The organism is Brachybacterium sp. AG952 (genome assembly GCF_004362645.1).
Taxonomy (GTDB): Bacteria; Actinomycetota; Actinomycetes; order Actinomycetales; family Dermabacteraceae; genus Brachybacterium; species Brachybacterium conglomeratum.
Map to the genome: position 1 here is coordinate 267095 of NZ_SNXV01000002.1, position 12929 is coordinate 280023.

General features: G+C 72.6%; 12 protein-coding genes. 3 read left to right on the forward strand and 9 right to left on the reverse strand.

What is annotated here, in order from left to right; translation table 11 throughout:
• Positions 1-108: 108 nt before the first annotated feature.
• The 3 genes from DEU31_RS06680 to groES form a co-directional block, all read right to left on the reverse strand.
• On the reverse strand, positions 109-810 hold the full coding sequence (locus tag DEU31_RS06680) for a hypothetical protein (RefSeq protein ID WP_133676559.1): 702 nt from the start codon (positions 808-810) through the stop codon (positions 109-111).
• A gap of 348 nt (positions 811-1158) precedes the next feature.
• Positions 1159-2748: a chaperonin GroEL gene (gene groL, locus DEU31_RS06685; RefSeq protein ID WP_053917831.1), complete on the reverse strand. Its 1590-nt coding sequence runs from the start codon at positions 2746-2748 to the stop codon at positions 1159-1161.
• Between the two features lie 3 nt (positions 2749-2751).
• Positions 2752-3048, reverse strand: coding sequence for a co-chaperone GroES (gene groES / locus DEU31_RS06690; RefSeq protein WP_010551191.1), 297 nt, complete (start codon positions 3046-3048; stop codon positions 2752-2754).
• A 637-nt stretch (positions 3049-3685) separates the two neighbouring features.
• Here groES and DEU31_RS16760 point away from each other — a divergent pair.
• Complete coding sequence (locus DEU31_RS16760; protein ID WP_157998665.1) at positions 3686-3850, forward strand: hypothetical protein; 165 nt, start codon at positions 3686-3688, stop codon at positions 3848-3850.
• Positions 3851-3937: 87 nt separating this feature from the next.
• Here the strand turns inward: DEU31_RS16760 and DEU31_RS06695 are convergent, their stop codons facing one another.
• The 4 genes from DEU31_RS06695 to glp are packed head-to-tail and all read right to left on the reverse strand — an operon-like array spanning position 3938 to position 7956.
• Positions 3938-4792, reverse strand: coding sequence for a metallophosphoesterase (locus DEU31_RS06695; RefSeq protein WP_133676560.1), 855 nt, complete (start codon positions 4790-4792; stop codon positions 3938-3940).
• Between the two features lie 53 nt (positions 4793-4845).
• Positions 4846-6051: a molybdenum cofactor biosynthesis protein MoaE gene (locus tag DEU31_RS17110; RefSeq protein WP_133676561.1), complete on the reverse strand. Its 1206-nt coding sequence runs from the start codon at positions 6049-6051 to the stop codon at positions 4846-4848.
• Positions 6052-6097: 46 nt separating this feature from the next.
• A complete protein-coding gene (gene moaC, locus DEU31_RS06705) occupies positions 6098-6646 on the reverse strand; it encodes a cyclic pyranopterin monophosphate synthase MoaC (RefSeq protein ID WP_133676562.1) in 549 nt (182 codons plus the stop codon).
• A complete protein-coding gene (glp, locus tag DEU31_RS06710; protein WP_133676563.1) occupies positions 6643-7956 on the reverse strand; it encodes a gephyrin-like molybdotransferase Glp in 1314 nt (437 codons plus the stop codon). The genes moaC and glp overlap by 4 nt, the downstream gene beginning before the upstream one ends.
• 229 nt (positions 7957-8185) lie before the next feature.
• Here glp and moaA point away from each other — a divergent pair, with 229 nt between their 5' ends.
• Together moaA and DEU31_RS06720 are read left to right on the forward strand one after the other, a co-directional pair.
• The gene (gene moaA, locus DEU31_RS06715) at positions 8186-9286 is read left to right on the forward strand and encodes a GTP 3',8-cyclase MoaA (RefSeq protein WP_133676564.1); all 1101 of its coding nucleotides are present in this window, start codon (positions 8186-8188) and stop codon (positions 9284-9286) included.
• 10 nt (positions 9287-9296) lie between these two features.
• Positions 9297-9572 carry a MoaD/ThiS family protein gene (locus tag DEU31_RS06720; RefSeq protein WP_133676565.1) on the forward strand — a complete coding sequence of 92 codons (276 nt, stop codon included), beginning with the start codon at positions 9297-9299 and terminating at the stop codon, positions 9570-9572.
• 94 nt (positions 9573-9666) lie between these two features.
• Here the strand turns inward: DEU31_RS06720 and DEU31_RS06725 are convergent, their stop codons facing one another.
• Positions 9667-10923: a HesA/MoeB/ThiF family protein gene (locus DEU31_RS06725; protein ID WP_133676566.1), complete on the reverse strand. Its 1257-nt coding sequence runs from the start codon at positions 10921-10923 to the stop codon at positions 9667-9669.
• A 202-nt stretch (positions 10924-11125) separates the two neighbouring features.
• Positions 11126-12865: an ABC transporter family substrate-binding protein gene (locus tag DEU31_RS06730; RefSeq protein ID WP_133676567.1), complete on the reverse strand. Its 1740-nt coding sequence runs from the start codon at positions 12863-12865 to the stop codon at positions 11126-11128.
• Positions 12866-12929 lie beyond the last annotated feature (64 nt).

Sequence of the window (12929 nt, forward strand, 5' to 3'; positions counted from 1 at the left end):
CCGTCCGCGCCCCGCCCGTCGGCCCTGCGCCCGACGGCGCCCCGCCCGACGGGCCCTCCTTCGGCAAGCCGGCCGCCGACCGCCCGGTCGACGTCGGGCCCTGCGGCGTCACAGCCCCCACACGGCGAAGGTCAGCACGTTGTGCCCGATGTAGAACGCCAGCAGCGCGAGCAGCAGCAGCGTGGGGTGGCGGTCCACGAAGGTCAGCGCCTGCGGGGCCTCGCGCCTCAGCTCGGCGGGGGTGATCGCATCGATGTGCTCGATGCGGATCCCCGCCTCGCGTGCCCGCTGCAGCGCCATCCGCTGCGCTCTCTCGCCGAAGAAGCGGCTCGAGACGGCGAGGAGCCGTCGGCCGTGATGATCCAGCACGTAGACGCCGTCGTAGGCGGTCTCCGGTGGGTCGAGCGCCTCCGCGGAACCGGAGTCGCGGGCGATGTCCCGCACCGCGATCACGGAGCCGACCTCGTCCCAGCGGGCCCTGTGCGTGGGCCGGAAGAGGCTGCGCAGCTCGAAGCCGTCCTCGTCCAGCTGCAGCCACAGCGTCACCACCCGCAGGGTCATCACGCTCGAGACGACGGCGACCAGCACCCACAGCACCAGCGGGAGGGTGAACAGGGCATCGTGCATGAGCTCCGGATGGCGCCAGAGCCGCTGCCCGACGAAGCTGATGATCACGAGGAACTCGAGCACGACCGCGAAAACGAGGCCGATGATCAGCGCCCCGATCACCACGGCGGCGGGCGGCCCGTAGGTCCGCGTGGGGAGGTCCCCTCCGGCGGCCGGGGGCAGCGTGTCCGGCGTGCTCGTCACCACTGCTCCTCCGACTCTCGTTCCCAGGACGGTCCCGGCGCATCCCGGCCGGGTCCGCTCATCTTAGGACTCGCACAGGACCGGCGAGGGGATTGACCCGAGGAACGGACGTGTCCGTCGGCCCTGGTGGGACCAGGGCCGACGGGCACGTCATGGGAGGGCCGTGCGGCCGGGTCCCCCTCGCGCTCCTCGCGCCTGTCGCGGGCAGATCGGTCTCCTCGGGCGCGGGCCGGCCGAAGTGTGTGGCCCCGCGCGCACGACGACGGGGCGGGCGGCGCGGGTCTCCCCGTACCGCCCGCCCCGTCGGGTCGGACGCGATCGGCGGATGCCGGTCGTCGACTCGGAGGATCAGGCCTCCTCGTCCTCGTCCTTCTTCTCGATGACCAGCGTCTCGGTGGTCAGCACCAGGCCCGCGATCGAGGCCGCGTTCCGCAGGGCGGAACGAGTGACCTTGACCGGGTCGATGATGCCGGCGGAGACCAGGTCGACGTACTCGCCGGTCGCGGCGTTCAGGCCGGTGCCGACCTGCGCCTCCTTGACCTTCTCCACGACGACGTAGCCCTCGAGGCCCGCGTTCTCGGAGATCCAGCGCAGCGGCTCGACGACCGCACGGGCCACGGCGCGCACGCCCACGGCCTCGTCGCCGGTCAGGCCGAGGTCGTCGACCAGGACGGAGGACGCCTGCACGATGGCGGAGCCGCCGCCGGCGACGATGCCCTCCTCGATGGCAGCGCGGGTCGCGGAGACCGCGTCCTCGATGCGCATCTTCTTCTCCTTGAGCTCCACCTCGGTGTGAGCCCCGACCTTGATCACGGACACGCCGCCGGCCAGCTTCGCGAGGCGCTCCTGGAGCTTCTCGCGATCCCAGTCGGAGTCGGTGTTCTCGATCTCCGCACGGATCTGCGCGACGCGATCGGCCACGGCCTGGTCGTCGCCGGCCCCGCCCACGATGGTGGTCGAATCCTTGGTGACGACGACGCGGCCGGCGTGGCCGAGCACGTCGGTGTCGACGGTCTTGAGATCCAGGCCGAGGTCGGAGGTGACGACCTGGGCGCCGGTGAGCACGGCGATGTCCTGGAGCATGGCCTTGCGGCGGTCGCCGAAAGCGGGAGCCTTGACGGCCGCTCCCTTGAAGGCGCCGCGGATCTTGTTGACGACCAGCGTGGACAGGGCCTCGCCGTCGACGTCCTCGGCGATGATGAACAGCGGCTTACCGCTCTCCACCACCTTCTCGAGCAGCGGGAGGATGTCGGCCACGGCCGAGATCTTGCCCTGGTGCAGCAGCACCTGCGCGTCCTCGAGGACGACCTCCTGGCGGTCCGCATCGGTGACGAAGTGCGGGGAGATGAAGCCCTTGTCGAACTGCATGCCCTCGGTGAAGTCGAGCTCCATCGCGGTGGTGGAGGACTCCTCCACCGTGATGACGCCGTCCTTGCCGACCTTGTCGAAGGCCTCGGCGAGCAGGTCGCCGATCTCGCGGTCCTGGCTGGAGACCGAGGCGACCGACGCGATCTGGGCCTTGCCGTCGACCGGGGTCGAGATCTCCCCGAGCTTCTCGGAGAGCGCCTCGACGGCCTTCTCGATGCCGCGCTTGAGGGCGGCGGGCGCCGCGCCGGAGGCGACGTTGCGCAGACCCTCGTGCACGATGGCCTGGGCGAGGACGGTGGCGGTGGTGGTGCCGTCGCCGGCCACGTCATTGGTCTTGGTCGCGACCTCCTTCGTGAGCTGAGCGCCGAGGTTCTCGTAGGGATCCTCGAGCTCGATCTCACGGGCGATGGTCACGCCGTCGTTCGTGATGGTGGGGGCGCCCCACTTCTTGTCGAGGACGACGTTGCGGCCCTTGGGCCCGAGCGTCACCTTGACGGTGTTGGCGAGCTTGTCCACGCCCCGCTCGAGCGCGCGGCGCGCGTCCTCGTTGTACAGGATCTCCTTGGCCATGGATCAGGCCTCGATGATCGCGAGGATGTCGCGCGCGCCGAGGACCAGGAACTCCTCGTTGCCGTACTTGAGCTCGGTGCCGCCGTACTTGGAGAAGACGACCTTGTCGCCGACCTTGACGTCCATGGGGACACGCTCGCCCTTGTCGTCGAAGCGACCGGCGCCGACGGCGACGACCTCGCCCTCCTGGGGCTTCTCCTTCGCGGTGTCAGGGATGACCAGGCCGGAGGCGGTGGTCTGCTCCGCCTCGAGCGGCTTGACGACGACGCGGTCCTCGAGGGGCTTGATGGAGACCGACATGCGGCTCACTCCTTCATGAAGAGACTGACTCTGTATGAGTTCGGGGTCGGGTCCCGGGTCCGATCGTCGTCGCGGTGCCGACCGGGGCGGGTCCCTCGTAGCAGCTTCTGGCACTCTCGGCCGTCGACTGCCAACGGCGCCCACTGTAGGACGAGGGCTGGCACTCACGCAAGGCGAGTGCTAAATCTGGGCCGGGTGTCGGCTCGATGCGTCGCGCTGCGCGCGTCGCTGCAGGCCACGCGCCAGGAGAGAGCCGCGCTCGCACACGACCTTCCCCGGCTCCGCCGGCACCGCGATCCCGGGGAGCGCGGCGATGGAGCTGACGACGAGCCGACTGCCGCGTCTCCAACTCCGCTCCTTCGGCTGCTCCGCTCCTGGGGCTGCGCGAACCCCTCGGGGTCGGCCTCGAGGGTCCGAGCTCGAAGGCCACGGCTTTCTCGTCACCCCCCTCACCCCGAGCGGCTCGAGGGATGCCCAGGTCACACCCTTCTTGTGAACCCGATAACTTGTCGTCCCCGAAGGCGTGACGCCACGCCCCCGCGCGCGATAGGACTGGGGATGTCGAGACCGACGGCGCACCTGCGATCCAGGGCCCGTCCGCAACGCTCACACCCCTCCGAACCCGAGGAGATCCTCCATGGCCTTCATCCGCACCCTCCGCTCCGCCCTCCGTCGCCGCGACGACCAGCTCGCGCAGGACATCGTCGAGACGGGCACGCACCGCGACCATCGCGCCGATGCCACCGCCTCCGTCGCCCGTCACGGCTCCCAGGGCATCCGACCCTACGGCTTCGGCTACTGATCTCCTCAGGCGCGCGCCCTGCGCCGCCGCCGACGACGCCCCTGCAGGCAGTGCCTGCAGGGGCGTCGTGCATGTCCGGGCCGCGGATCAGCGCCCGGCGGCCTCGAGGATCTGTGCGACCTGCTCGGGGGCGAAGCGGTAGACCGGGCGCTCCACATCGGCGAGGGTGTCGCCGGCGTTCGGGAACACCGAGGTGACCACGTGCGGCGCCCCCTCCCCCAGCTCCACCAGGCTCACGCCGGACAGGGCGAGCGACTGCTCGGCCGCGCCCGCCCCGACGGGGTCGACCACGTTGGTGATGCCGGGGGCGACGTGCACCGGGATCCCGGCGATCTCGCCGGTCATCTCGTGGTGATAGTGGCCCGAGAGCACGATCCGCACGTCGGAGCCGTCGAGCACGGCGGCGAGCTCGTCGAGCCCGTCGAGGTCGAGGCCGCGCAGCAGCGGGGTCGCCGCGACGAGCGGCGGGTGGTGGATGGCGAGCACGGTCCCGCCTGGAGCGGGCTCGGCGAGGAGGCCACGCAGCCAGTCCAGCTGCTCGGGATCGAGGTGGCCGTAGCCGGCGCCGGGGACGCTCGAGTCGAGCACGACCGCACGGGCCCCTCCGGCGAGCGGCACGACCCGGTCCTGGCTCGGCGCGATCCGCTCGCCCGGGGCGACCGCCTCGCCGTAGACGGCGGAGACGTCGTGGTTGCCCATGACGATCGCGAGCGGCGCGTCGAAAGCGGCGGCGAAGGGGTCGAGGATCTCGTGGAGCAGGCGGTAGCTCTCGGCGGTGCCGTCCTCGGAGGCGTCGCCGGTGTGGACCACGGCGTCGATGTCCGCAAGGCCCTCCAGGCGGGACAGGAGCCCGCGCAGGGCGGCGGTGGTGTCGATCCGGTCGTAGTGGCGGGCGTCCCGGTCGCCGTAGAGGTGCGTGTCGGTCAGGTGCAGGATGCGCATGCCGGGAACGGTAGCGGCCGCAGGTGTCGCGCAGGTGTCGGAGTCGACCGGGTTCAGCCCAGCGCACCCACCCATTCGCTCGCGCCGTCGTCGAAGACCTGGTGCTTCCAGATCGGGACGCGCTGCTTGACGGTGTCCACGAGCTCGTCGCAGGCGACGAAGGCCTGCTTGCGGTGCGGGGCCGCGATCGCGCACACGAGGGCGGAGTCCCCGATGGCGAGGGGCCCGACCCGATGGGCGACCGCGACGAGAGCGTCCGGGTAGCGCTCCGCGATCTCGGAGGCGACCTCGGCGATCACGGCAGGGGCCGAGGGATGGGAGGTGTACTCGAGCCGGTCCACGCCGCGCCCGCCGTCGTGGTCGCGCACCACGCCGTCGAAGGTGACCACGGCGCCGCAGCGCGGGTCGGCGACGGCTGCCGCCATGGCGGCCACGGTGATCTCCTCGGTGCCGACCGCGGCATGCCGCACCCGCTGCGGAGCCTCCCCCATCGCGGGGTCTCCCGCGATCCGCAGCCCCTGGGCCTGGGCGTCGCCGCGCTCGTCGGTGCCGTCCGCCGGGAAGGTGGTCGTCCCGCGGGTCGGGTCGGCCGGGTCCGACGGGGTCGCCGGGTCCGTCGCCTCCGCGATCGGGTCGGACTCGCTCATCGCCGCCGTGGTCATGGCGGCGCGGGCCGAGTCGTCGGACCCATCGGCCCTCGCCCCGCCCTCCGGCCCGTGGTCCCCTCCGTCGCGCTGCTCGAGCAGGTGGTCCAGCAGCGGGTCGATCACGGCGATGCCGTCCTTCACGCCGCCGCGGGAGCCCGGCAGGTTCACCACGAAGCTCCGTCCCGCCATCCCGGCGATGCCGCGGCTGAGCAGGGCGGTGGCCTTCGCCGACTCGCCCCGGCGGCGCACGGCCTCGAGGATCCCGGGCATCTCCCGCTCGATCAGCGGCGCGGTCTGCTCGGGGGTGACGTCGGTGGGGCTGATGCCGGTGCCGCCGGAGGTGATGACCACGTCGACGCCGTCGGAGATCGCCGCGGCGAGCGCGCGGCCCACCTCGGGGCCGTCGGCCACGACCTGCTTCTCGACGGGTGCCAGGCCCCGCCCGCACAGCCATCGCTCGAGCCGCGGGCCGGTGCGGTCCTCGTAGGTGCCGTCGGCCGCGCGGGTCGAGGCGATGATGATCCGGGCGCTGCCGTGCAGGAGCGGCGGCGCGTCCGAGTCCTCGCGCACCGTGCAGTCCTCATCGGTGCGCTGGGCGGGCATCTGCCTCATCGTTCCTCCTCCTGCGTCATCGCTCGTGGCGCGCAGCGATCGCTCGTCATGTGCGGTCATCGCCTGTCGCGCGCGGTCGTCGCGGTTCCTCGCGGCGCCAGTCCCCGCTCTTGCCGCCGGACTTCGCGAGCACCCGGATCTCCTCGATCGCGGCGAGGTGGTCCACGGCCTTGATCATGTCGTAGAGGGTCAGCGCGGCGGTGCTCGCCGCGGTCAGCGCCTCCATCTCCACACCGGTGACGCCCTTGGTGCGCACGGTCGCGGTGATCTCGACGCGGTCGCCGCGCGGGGCGAGGTCGACTTCGATGCCGGTCAGCGGCAGCGGATGGCACAGAGGGATCAGTTCGGCGGTGCGCTTGGCGCCCATGATCCCGGCCAGGCGCGCGGTGGCGAGCGCCTCACCCTTGGGCAGGTCGCCGCTCGCGATCCGGGCCACCACGTCCTCGCGGGTGACGAGGACGGCGCGGGCGGTCGCCTCGCGGGAGGTGACCTGCTTGGCGGTCACGTCGACCATGTGGGCGGTGCCGTCGGCCCGCACGTGCGAGAGCTCGCCCGCGTCGGTCGACCGGCCGACAGGGTCGGGGGCGGTGGTCATGAGTCTCCTCCGGGGATCAGCAGGGTCTCGAGCAGGTCTCCGTCGCGCACGACGGCGGCGCCGACGGGGACGATCGCGAGCGCATCGGCCGCGGCGTACCCGCCGATCAGGTGCGAGGACGCGCCGCCGACCAGCCGCACGGCGCCCGAGGGCAGGACCCGCGCTCGACGGTACTGCTCCAGGTGCTCGGGCGAGGACTCCTCGGCGTCGAGGCGGACGGGCAGGCGCAGCCGTCGGCGCGGCGGGGCGCCGAGGGCGGGGCGGGCGATCAGCTCGCAGCTCAGCAGCGCGGAGACGGGGTTGCCGGGGAAGGCGAGCCAGGGCACGCGCCGCCCGTCCACCTCGAGGGTGCCGATGCCCTGGGGGCCGCCGGGCTGCATCGCGAGGGTGGGGAAGGCGAGGGTCGTCCCGAGCAGCGCGGCGGCGTGGCGCACCACCTCGAAGGCGCCCATGCTCACGCCGCCGCTGGTGACGATCAGGTCGGCGTCGTGCGCGAGGACCTCGTCGCGCAGTCGCTCCAGCAGCAGCGTCGCGTCGTCGGGCACGGAGCCGCGGTGGACCACCTCGGCGCCCGCCTCGGTGAGCGCGGCGGCGAGTCCGGGTCCGTTCGCGTCATGGAGGGTGCCGGGGGCGGGCTCCGCGCCCGAGGGGCCGCGCACCTCGGAACCGGTCGAGAGCACCACGACCCGCACCGGCGCACCCACCTCGACCTCGCTCAGGCCGCAGGCGGCGAGGTGCGCGATCCGCGCGGGGGTGAGCATCTGGCCCTCACGCAGCACGGTGTCCCCGCGATGGGTGTCGGAGCCGCGGCGGCGCACGAAGCGGCCCGGTGCGGCATCGGCCGGTGTGAGCGTCACGGTCGCCGGGTCCGTGCCGTGCGCGGCGTGCGCTCCCTCGCCCCCCGCGCCGCCTCCCTCGGCACCCTCGCCGTCGGAGTCGAAGCGCCCCTGGGCGCTCTCCTCGACCGGGACCACGAGGTCCGCCCCGTCCGGGAGCGGCGCGCCGGTCATGATCGGCCGCGCCTGCCCGGGCCCGAGCCGGCCCGGCGCATCGCCGGCAGCGATCGTCGGCCCGAGCGGGAGCGTCACCGCGGCACCGGGGCCCGCGAGATCGGCCGACGCGAGGGCGAAGCCGTCCATCTGCGAGTTGTCCACGCCGGGCACGTCCACGTGCGAGCGCAGCGGCCGGGCGGCGACGCGGCCGACGGCCCTGCCGTCCAACGCGACCGGCTCGGTCGCCCGCACGGCGGCGAGCAGTGCGACGGCGTCGGCCACGTGGTCCGCCAGCGGGCTGCGCTGCGCACGGGTCATCGCTCGGACCTCCTTCTCCTGTGCCTCATCGGCCCGTCCTCGTCCCCTCCAGTATGGCGCTCGCGACCGACGCTGCCCGACCGGCCCGTGCGCGCGGAGCTCTCGCCAGCGCCCGGTCCGTGTCGAGTCCGTGCCCGGTCCCACCCTGAAGTCCCGCCCCCGTCCCGCCGAGCCGTCCTATCCTGGAGGGACCCCGGAGCTGCCGGGCCGCTGAGCAGGAGGTGCGCGCATGTCGTCTCGACGGGTCTCCCTCGGCATCCCGGTGCCGCGCCGCACCGACGAGGCGGCTGGCGCGCTCCCGGACACCACCGACCGACCGGACACCCCGGCGCTCGCGGACCGCTTCGGACGCGAGGCCACGGACCTGCGCCTGTCGCTGACGGACTTCTGCAACCTGCGCTGCACCTACTGCATGCCCGAGTCGGGGATGGTGTTCCTCAAGAAGGACCAGCTGCTCTCGGTCGAGGAGATCGTGCGCCTGGTGCGCATCGGGGTGGAGCGGCTCGGCATCGAGCAGGTGCGCTTCACCGGCGGGGAGCCGCTGACCCGGCCCGATCTCGAGGAGATCATCGCCGGGGTCGCCTCCCTCGAGCGCCGCCCCGACATCTCCCTGACCACCAACGCGATCGGCCTGGACCATCGCGCGGAGCGGCTGCGGGAAGCGGGGCTCGACCGGATCAACGTCTCGCTCGACTCGGTGGTCTCGGAGACCTTCGAGCGCCTCACCCGCAGGCCTCTGCTGCACCGTGTGCTCGCGGGGATCGACGGGGCTCGCGCGGCGGGCCTGGACCCGATCAAGGTCAACGCCGTGCTGATGCCCGGGGTCAACGACCACGAACTGCCCGACCTGCTGGACTGGTGCCTCGAGCGGGACCTGCAGCTGCGCGTGATCGAGCAGATGCCGCTGGACGCGGACCACCGCTGGGAGCGCTCCACGATGATCACCGCCGGGGACGTGCACGAGATGCTCGCGCCCCGCTACGCGCTCGCCCCCGTCGCCGAGCCGCGCGACGGCGCGCCCGCCGAGCTGTACGAGGTCGCCGACCGCGCCACCGGCCTGCACCGGGGCCGGGTGGGGATCATCGCCTCGGTGACCCGCCCCTTCTGCGCCGACTGCCGCCGCACCCGCCTGACCGCCGAGGGCCGCGTGCGCACCTGCCTGTTCTCCCGCGAGGAGACCGACCTGCGCACGGCGCTCCGCTCGGGAGCGGACGACGAGGCGATCGCCGACATCTGGCGAGCCGCCCAGTGGGGCAAGAAGGCCGGCCACGGCATGGACCGGGCCGATTTCGTGCAGCCGGAGCGCCCGATGAGCGCGATCGGCGGATGAGGAGGACCCGATGACCGACACCCGTGCCACCGAGATCGCCGCGCCCGAGATCGCCGTGCGCCTGTTCGCGGGCGCGGCCGCCGAGTTCGGGGCCGACGAGGCGACCGTGCGCGCCCGCACCGTGGGCGAGCTCGTCCAGGCCCTCACCGCCGGCGCCTCCCCGGAGGCGACCCGGGTGATCGGCCGGTCGAGCCTCCTGGTCGACGGCGTAGCCTGCACCGATCACGGCCGTGCCCTCGGCCCCGGCACCCGCGTGGACGTGCTCCCGCCGTTCGCCGGCGGCTGAGCCCGCACGCTGCCCGACGGTCGAGCCCGGGTACTTCCCGAGAGCTGAGCCCGGGTCCTGCCCGGCGGCAGGGGTCGCGCCCTGCCGGGCCGTGTCAGAGCCGCTGGATCTCGACCTCGCTGCCGGCCAGCCCGTCGAAGCCGCCCGTGAGCGAGCGCACCCGGATACCCCCCTCGGCGAGCGCCCTCTGCGTGCTCGCCGAGCGTGCGCCCGCCGCGCAGTACAGCACCGCGCCCGACAGCCCCGCGTCTGCAGGTACCGCCGCTGCTGGCACCGCGCCGTCGCGCTCCGAGCCCGCGGCTCCGTTCCCGTCCGACGCCGCACTGCCGCCCGCACGTCGGAGCAGCTCCCCCATCGGGAGGTGCTCGGCGCCGGCGACCATGCCGCCCTCGGCCAGCTCCCGCTCCTCGCGGATGTCGATCACCCGCGTCCCGGCCGCGAGCAGGGCGGGCAGCTCCTCGGCGGTGACCTCGTCGCGGGCGGGGCCCGTCGGCCCCGGCAGCCCGCAGGTGAGCATCACGTCCTCGATCTCCGTGACCGGCAGCCGCTGCGGGCCCCGGACCAGCGGCAGCTCGTCCCAGCGGGCGCGCAGCGCGTCGTAGAGGGCGAGTCGACCGAAGAGCACGTCGCCCATCCCGGCGAGCACCTTCACCGCCTCCATCGCCATGGTCGAGCCGATCACGCCGCAGAGCATCCCGAGCACCCCGGCCTCCGCGCAGCTGGGCACCTCGCCGGGCCGCGGCGGGACGGGGTGGACGTCGCGATAGGTGACGCCGCGCCCGCCCGCGCCCCAGAACACGCTGACCTGTCCGGAGAAGGCGAGGATCGAGCCCCACACCAGCGGCAGGTCGAGGATCTCGCAGGCGTCGGAGGCGAGATAGCGGGTGGGGAAGTTGTCGGTCCCGTCCAGGACGAGGTCGTGGCCCGCGAGTAGCTCGAGGGCATTGGTCGGCGTGAGCGCCTCGACCACGGCGCGCACCGAGACCTGCGGCGACTGCGCATGCAGGTGCTCGGCGGCGGCGACGGCCTTCGGCCGGCCGAGATCCGCCTCGGCGAACAGCACCTGCCGGTGCAGGTTCGTCGCGTCGACGGTGTCGGGGTCGAACAGGGTGATCTCGCCGACCCCCGCCGCCGCGAGATAGGTCAGGGCCGGGGCGCCGAGCCCGCCCGCACCGATCACCGCGACCCGCGCCCCGGCGAGGCGGCGCTGCCCGGTCTCGCCCAGCTGCGGCAGTCGCATCTGGCGCAGGTACCGGCCGAGATCGTGCCGCTGCGCCGCGGGCCGGTCCGCCGGCACGGCGCGTTCCAGGATCCGGGGCGGGACGGGAACGGGCAGGTCGGTGGAGCTCATGGGCCCAGTCTCCCCCACGCTTCGCGACGAGGCACGACCTCGGTCCCGCGGGTGCCGGGCGCGCCGCCACGAGACCGGGGGTCCACGCTCCGGGCTCGGCCCACGAGGTCCGTTCCCCACCGGTTCGGTCGGGCCCGGCCCGCGAACGGGGACGAGGCCCCGGGCGTCTCCGCCCGGGGCCCCGTCCTCAGGGCGCGTCAGCTCAGCCCTCGAGCTTGGCGGAGCCCGTCACGTAGCCGATCTTGGTCCAGTCCTTGCTCTGGAAGCCCCACGCGCCGTAGTTCGCGAGGTCCTCGTTCTGGACGAAGAAGTCGTAGGACTGCCACAGCGGGATCGTCCCGGCGAGCTCCCACAGGTTCGCGTCGATCTGGTTGATCAGCTCGAGGCGCGCGGCGTGATCGGTCTCGACGGCGGCCTGGTCGATGAGCTTGTCCGTGTCCGGATCGCCGATCTTGCCGAAGTTCTGCTCGCCCTCGGACTTCCAGATGGAGTCGCCGGAGGAGAGGAACGGGTTGCCGACCCAGCCGAAGAGGGTGAGGTCGAACTCGCCGGGGATGACGTACTTCGAGAAGAGGTCCGTCGGCGGCACCTTCTGCACCTTCATGGTGATGCCCACGGCCTTGAGCTGCTCCTGGACCACCGGGACCACGGCCTCGTTGGTCTTCGAGCCGTCGTTGTAGACGTAGGTGATCTCGATCGGCGTGCCGTCCTTGGAGGCGACCGTCTCCTGGCCCTCGCCCTCCAGGGTGTAGCCCGCGTCCTCGAGCAGCTTCTTCGCGGCCTCGGGGTCATAGGTCCCGAGGTCGCCGGAGTTGTCCTGGTACCCCTCCTGGTTGGTCATCAGGAGGTGGTTGTTCAGCGGCTCGGTGTTCTCCGGGTAGGGCATCGTCGAATTGACCGAGAGGAAGACGTCCTCGCGGTTGATCGCACGGAACATCGCCTGGCGCACGGCCTGATCGGCGAGCGGCCGGCCCTCGGCGCCGTTGAGGGTGATGTGGGTCCAGTTCGGGCCCGCGGCCTGGCGCAGCACCGCACCGTTGCCGATCAGCGGCTCGACCACCGAGTACGTCGCCGGGACGGTGGTCTCGATGACGTCCAGCTGGCCGTTCTGGAAGCTGGTCGCGGTCGCAGCCGGGTCCTCGATGGTGGTGAAGAGGACCTGCTCGAGGAACGGCTTGTCGCCCCACCAGTTCTCGTCGGGCTCGACGAGGACGGTCTTGTTGGCCGCGTCGATCTTGCCGATCTTGAACGGCCCGGCGGTCACGAGGGGCTCGGCCTGCCAGCCGGTGTTGAACGCCTCGGCGGACTCGGCGAGCGAGTCCGGCATGACGGCGGCGAGGCCGATCCAGTCCGCGTACTTCTCCTTGAACGTGACGACCGCGATCAGATCGCTGTCACCCTGCTCGACCTTCTCGACCTGGTCGTAACCAACCGAGGACGCGATCGCGTACTCCTCCTGGGAGCCGTCCATGACCTTGAAGACGTTCTCGATCGACTTGAAGTCGATCGGGGTGCCGTCGGACCAGGTCATGCCCTCGTTGAGCTCGATCTCCATGACCTGAGGGTCCTCGGAGGTGAGCTCGATGCGCTTGGCGTAGTGCGGGTTGGCGGTCACCTCGCCCGCGGCGCTGTACTGGTACAGGACCGGGTACATCGTGTTCATCATGTCCGTGGTGTTGGCTTCGTTGCCATCGGAGTGGAACGTGTTCCAGTTCGCGGGGAACGCATTGTTGGCCAGGCGGAGGACGCCGCCCTCGCCGATCTCCTCGCGCTCCTTGGGGTTGATGTCGTTCTGGTCGGAGGCGATCTGCTCGCCCTCGCCGCCGCCGTCGGAGGCGCCGCCGCTGCCGCCGGTCCCCGGGTCCTGGCTGCACGCCGCCAGCGCGGTCATCGAGACGGTCAGAGCCGTCGCCCCCAGGATGGAACGCCGCGTCACACGCATATGAATCTCCTTCGCTCACGGTCCTCGAGATCATCGAGCCCGCTGGATGCACTGTCCCGGCAGA

Bases quoted from the DNA above. Each gene is read 5' to 3' on its own strand.
- groL (WP_053917831.1), bottom strand. From the start codon at position 2,748: ATGGCCAAGGAGATCCTGTACAACGAGGACGCGCGCCGCGCGCTCGAG.
- groES (WP_010551191.1), bottom strand. From the start codon at position 3,048: ATGTCGGTCTCCATCAAGCCCCTCGAGGACCGCGTCGTCGTCAAGCCG.
- DEU31_RS16760 (WP_157998665.1), top strand. From the start codon at position 3,686: ATGGCCTTCATCCGCACCCTCCGCTCCGCCCTCCGTCGCCGCGACGAC.
- DEU31_RS06695 (WP_133676560.1), bottom strand. From the start codon at position 4,792: ATGCGCATCCTGCACCTGACCGACACGCACCTCTACGGCGACCGGGAC.
- DEU31_RS17110 (WP_133676561.1), bottom strand. From the start codon at position 6,051: ATGAGGCAGATGCCCGCCCAGCGCACCGATGAGGACTGCACGGTGCGC.
- moaC (WP_133676562.1), bottom strand. From the start codon at position 6,646: ATGACCACCGCCCCCGACCCTGTCGGCCGGTCGACCGACGCGGGCGAG.
- glp (WP_133676563.1), bottom strand. From the start codon at position 7,956: ATGACCCGTGCGCAGCGCAGCCCGCTGGCGGACCACGTGGCCGACGCC.
- moaA (WP_133676564.1), top strand. From the start codon at position 8,186: ATGTCGTCTCGACGGGTCTCCCTCGGCATCCCGGTGCCGCGCCGCACC.
- DEU31_RS06720 (WP_133676565.1), top strand. From the start codon at position 9,297: ATGACCGACACCCGTGCCACCGAGATCGCCGCGCCCGAGATCGCCGTG.
- DEU31_RS06725 (WP_133676566.1), bottom strand. From the start codon at position 10,923: ATGAGCTCCACCGACCTGCCCGTTCCCGTCCCGCCCCGGATCCTGGAA.
- DEU31_RS06730 (WP_133676567.1), bottom strand. From the start codon at position 12,865: ATGCGTGTGACGCGGCGTTCCATCCTGGGGGCGACGGCTCTGACCGTC.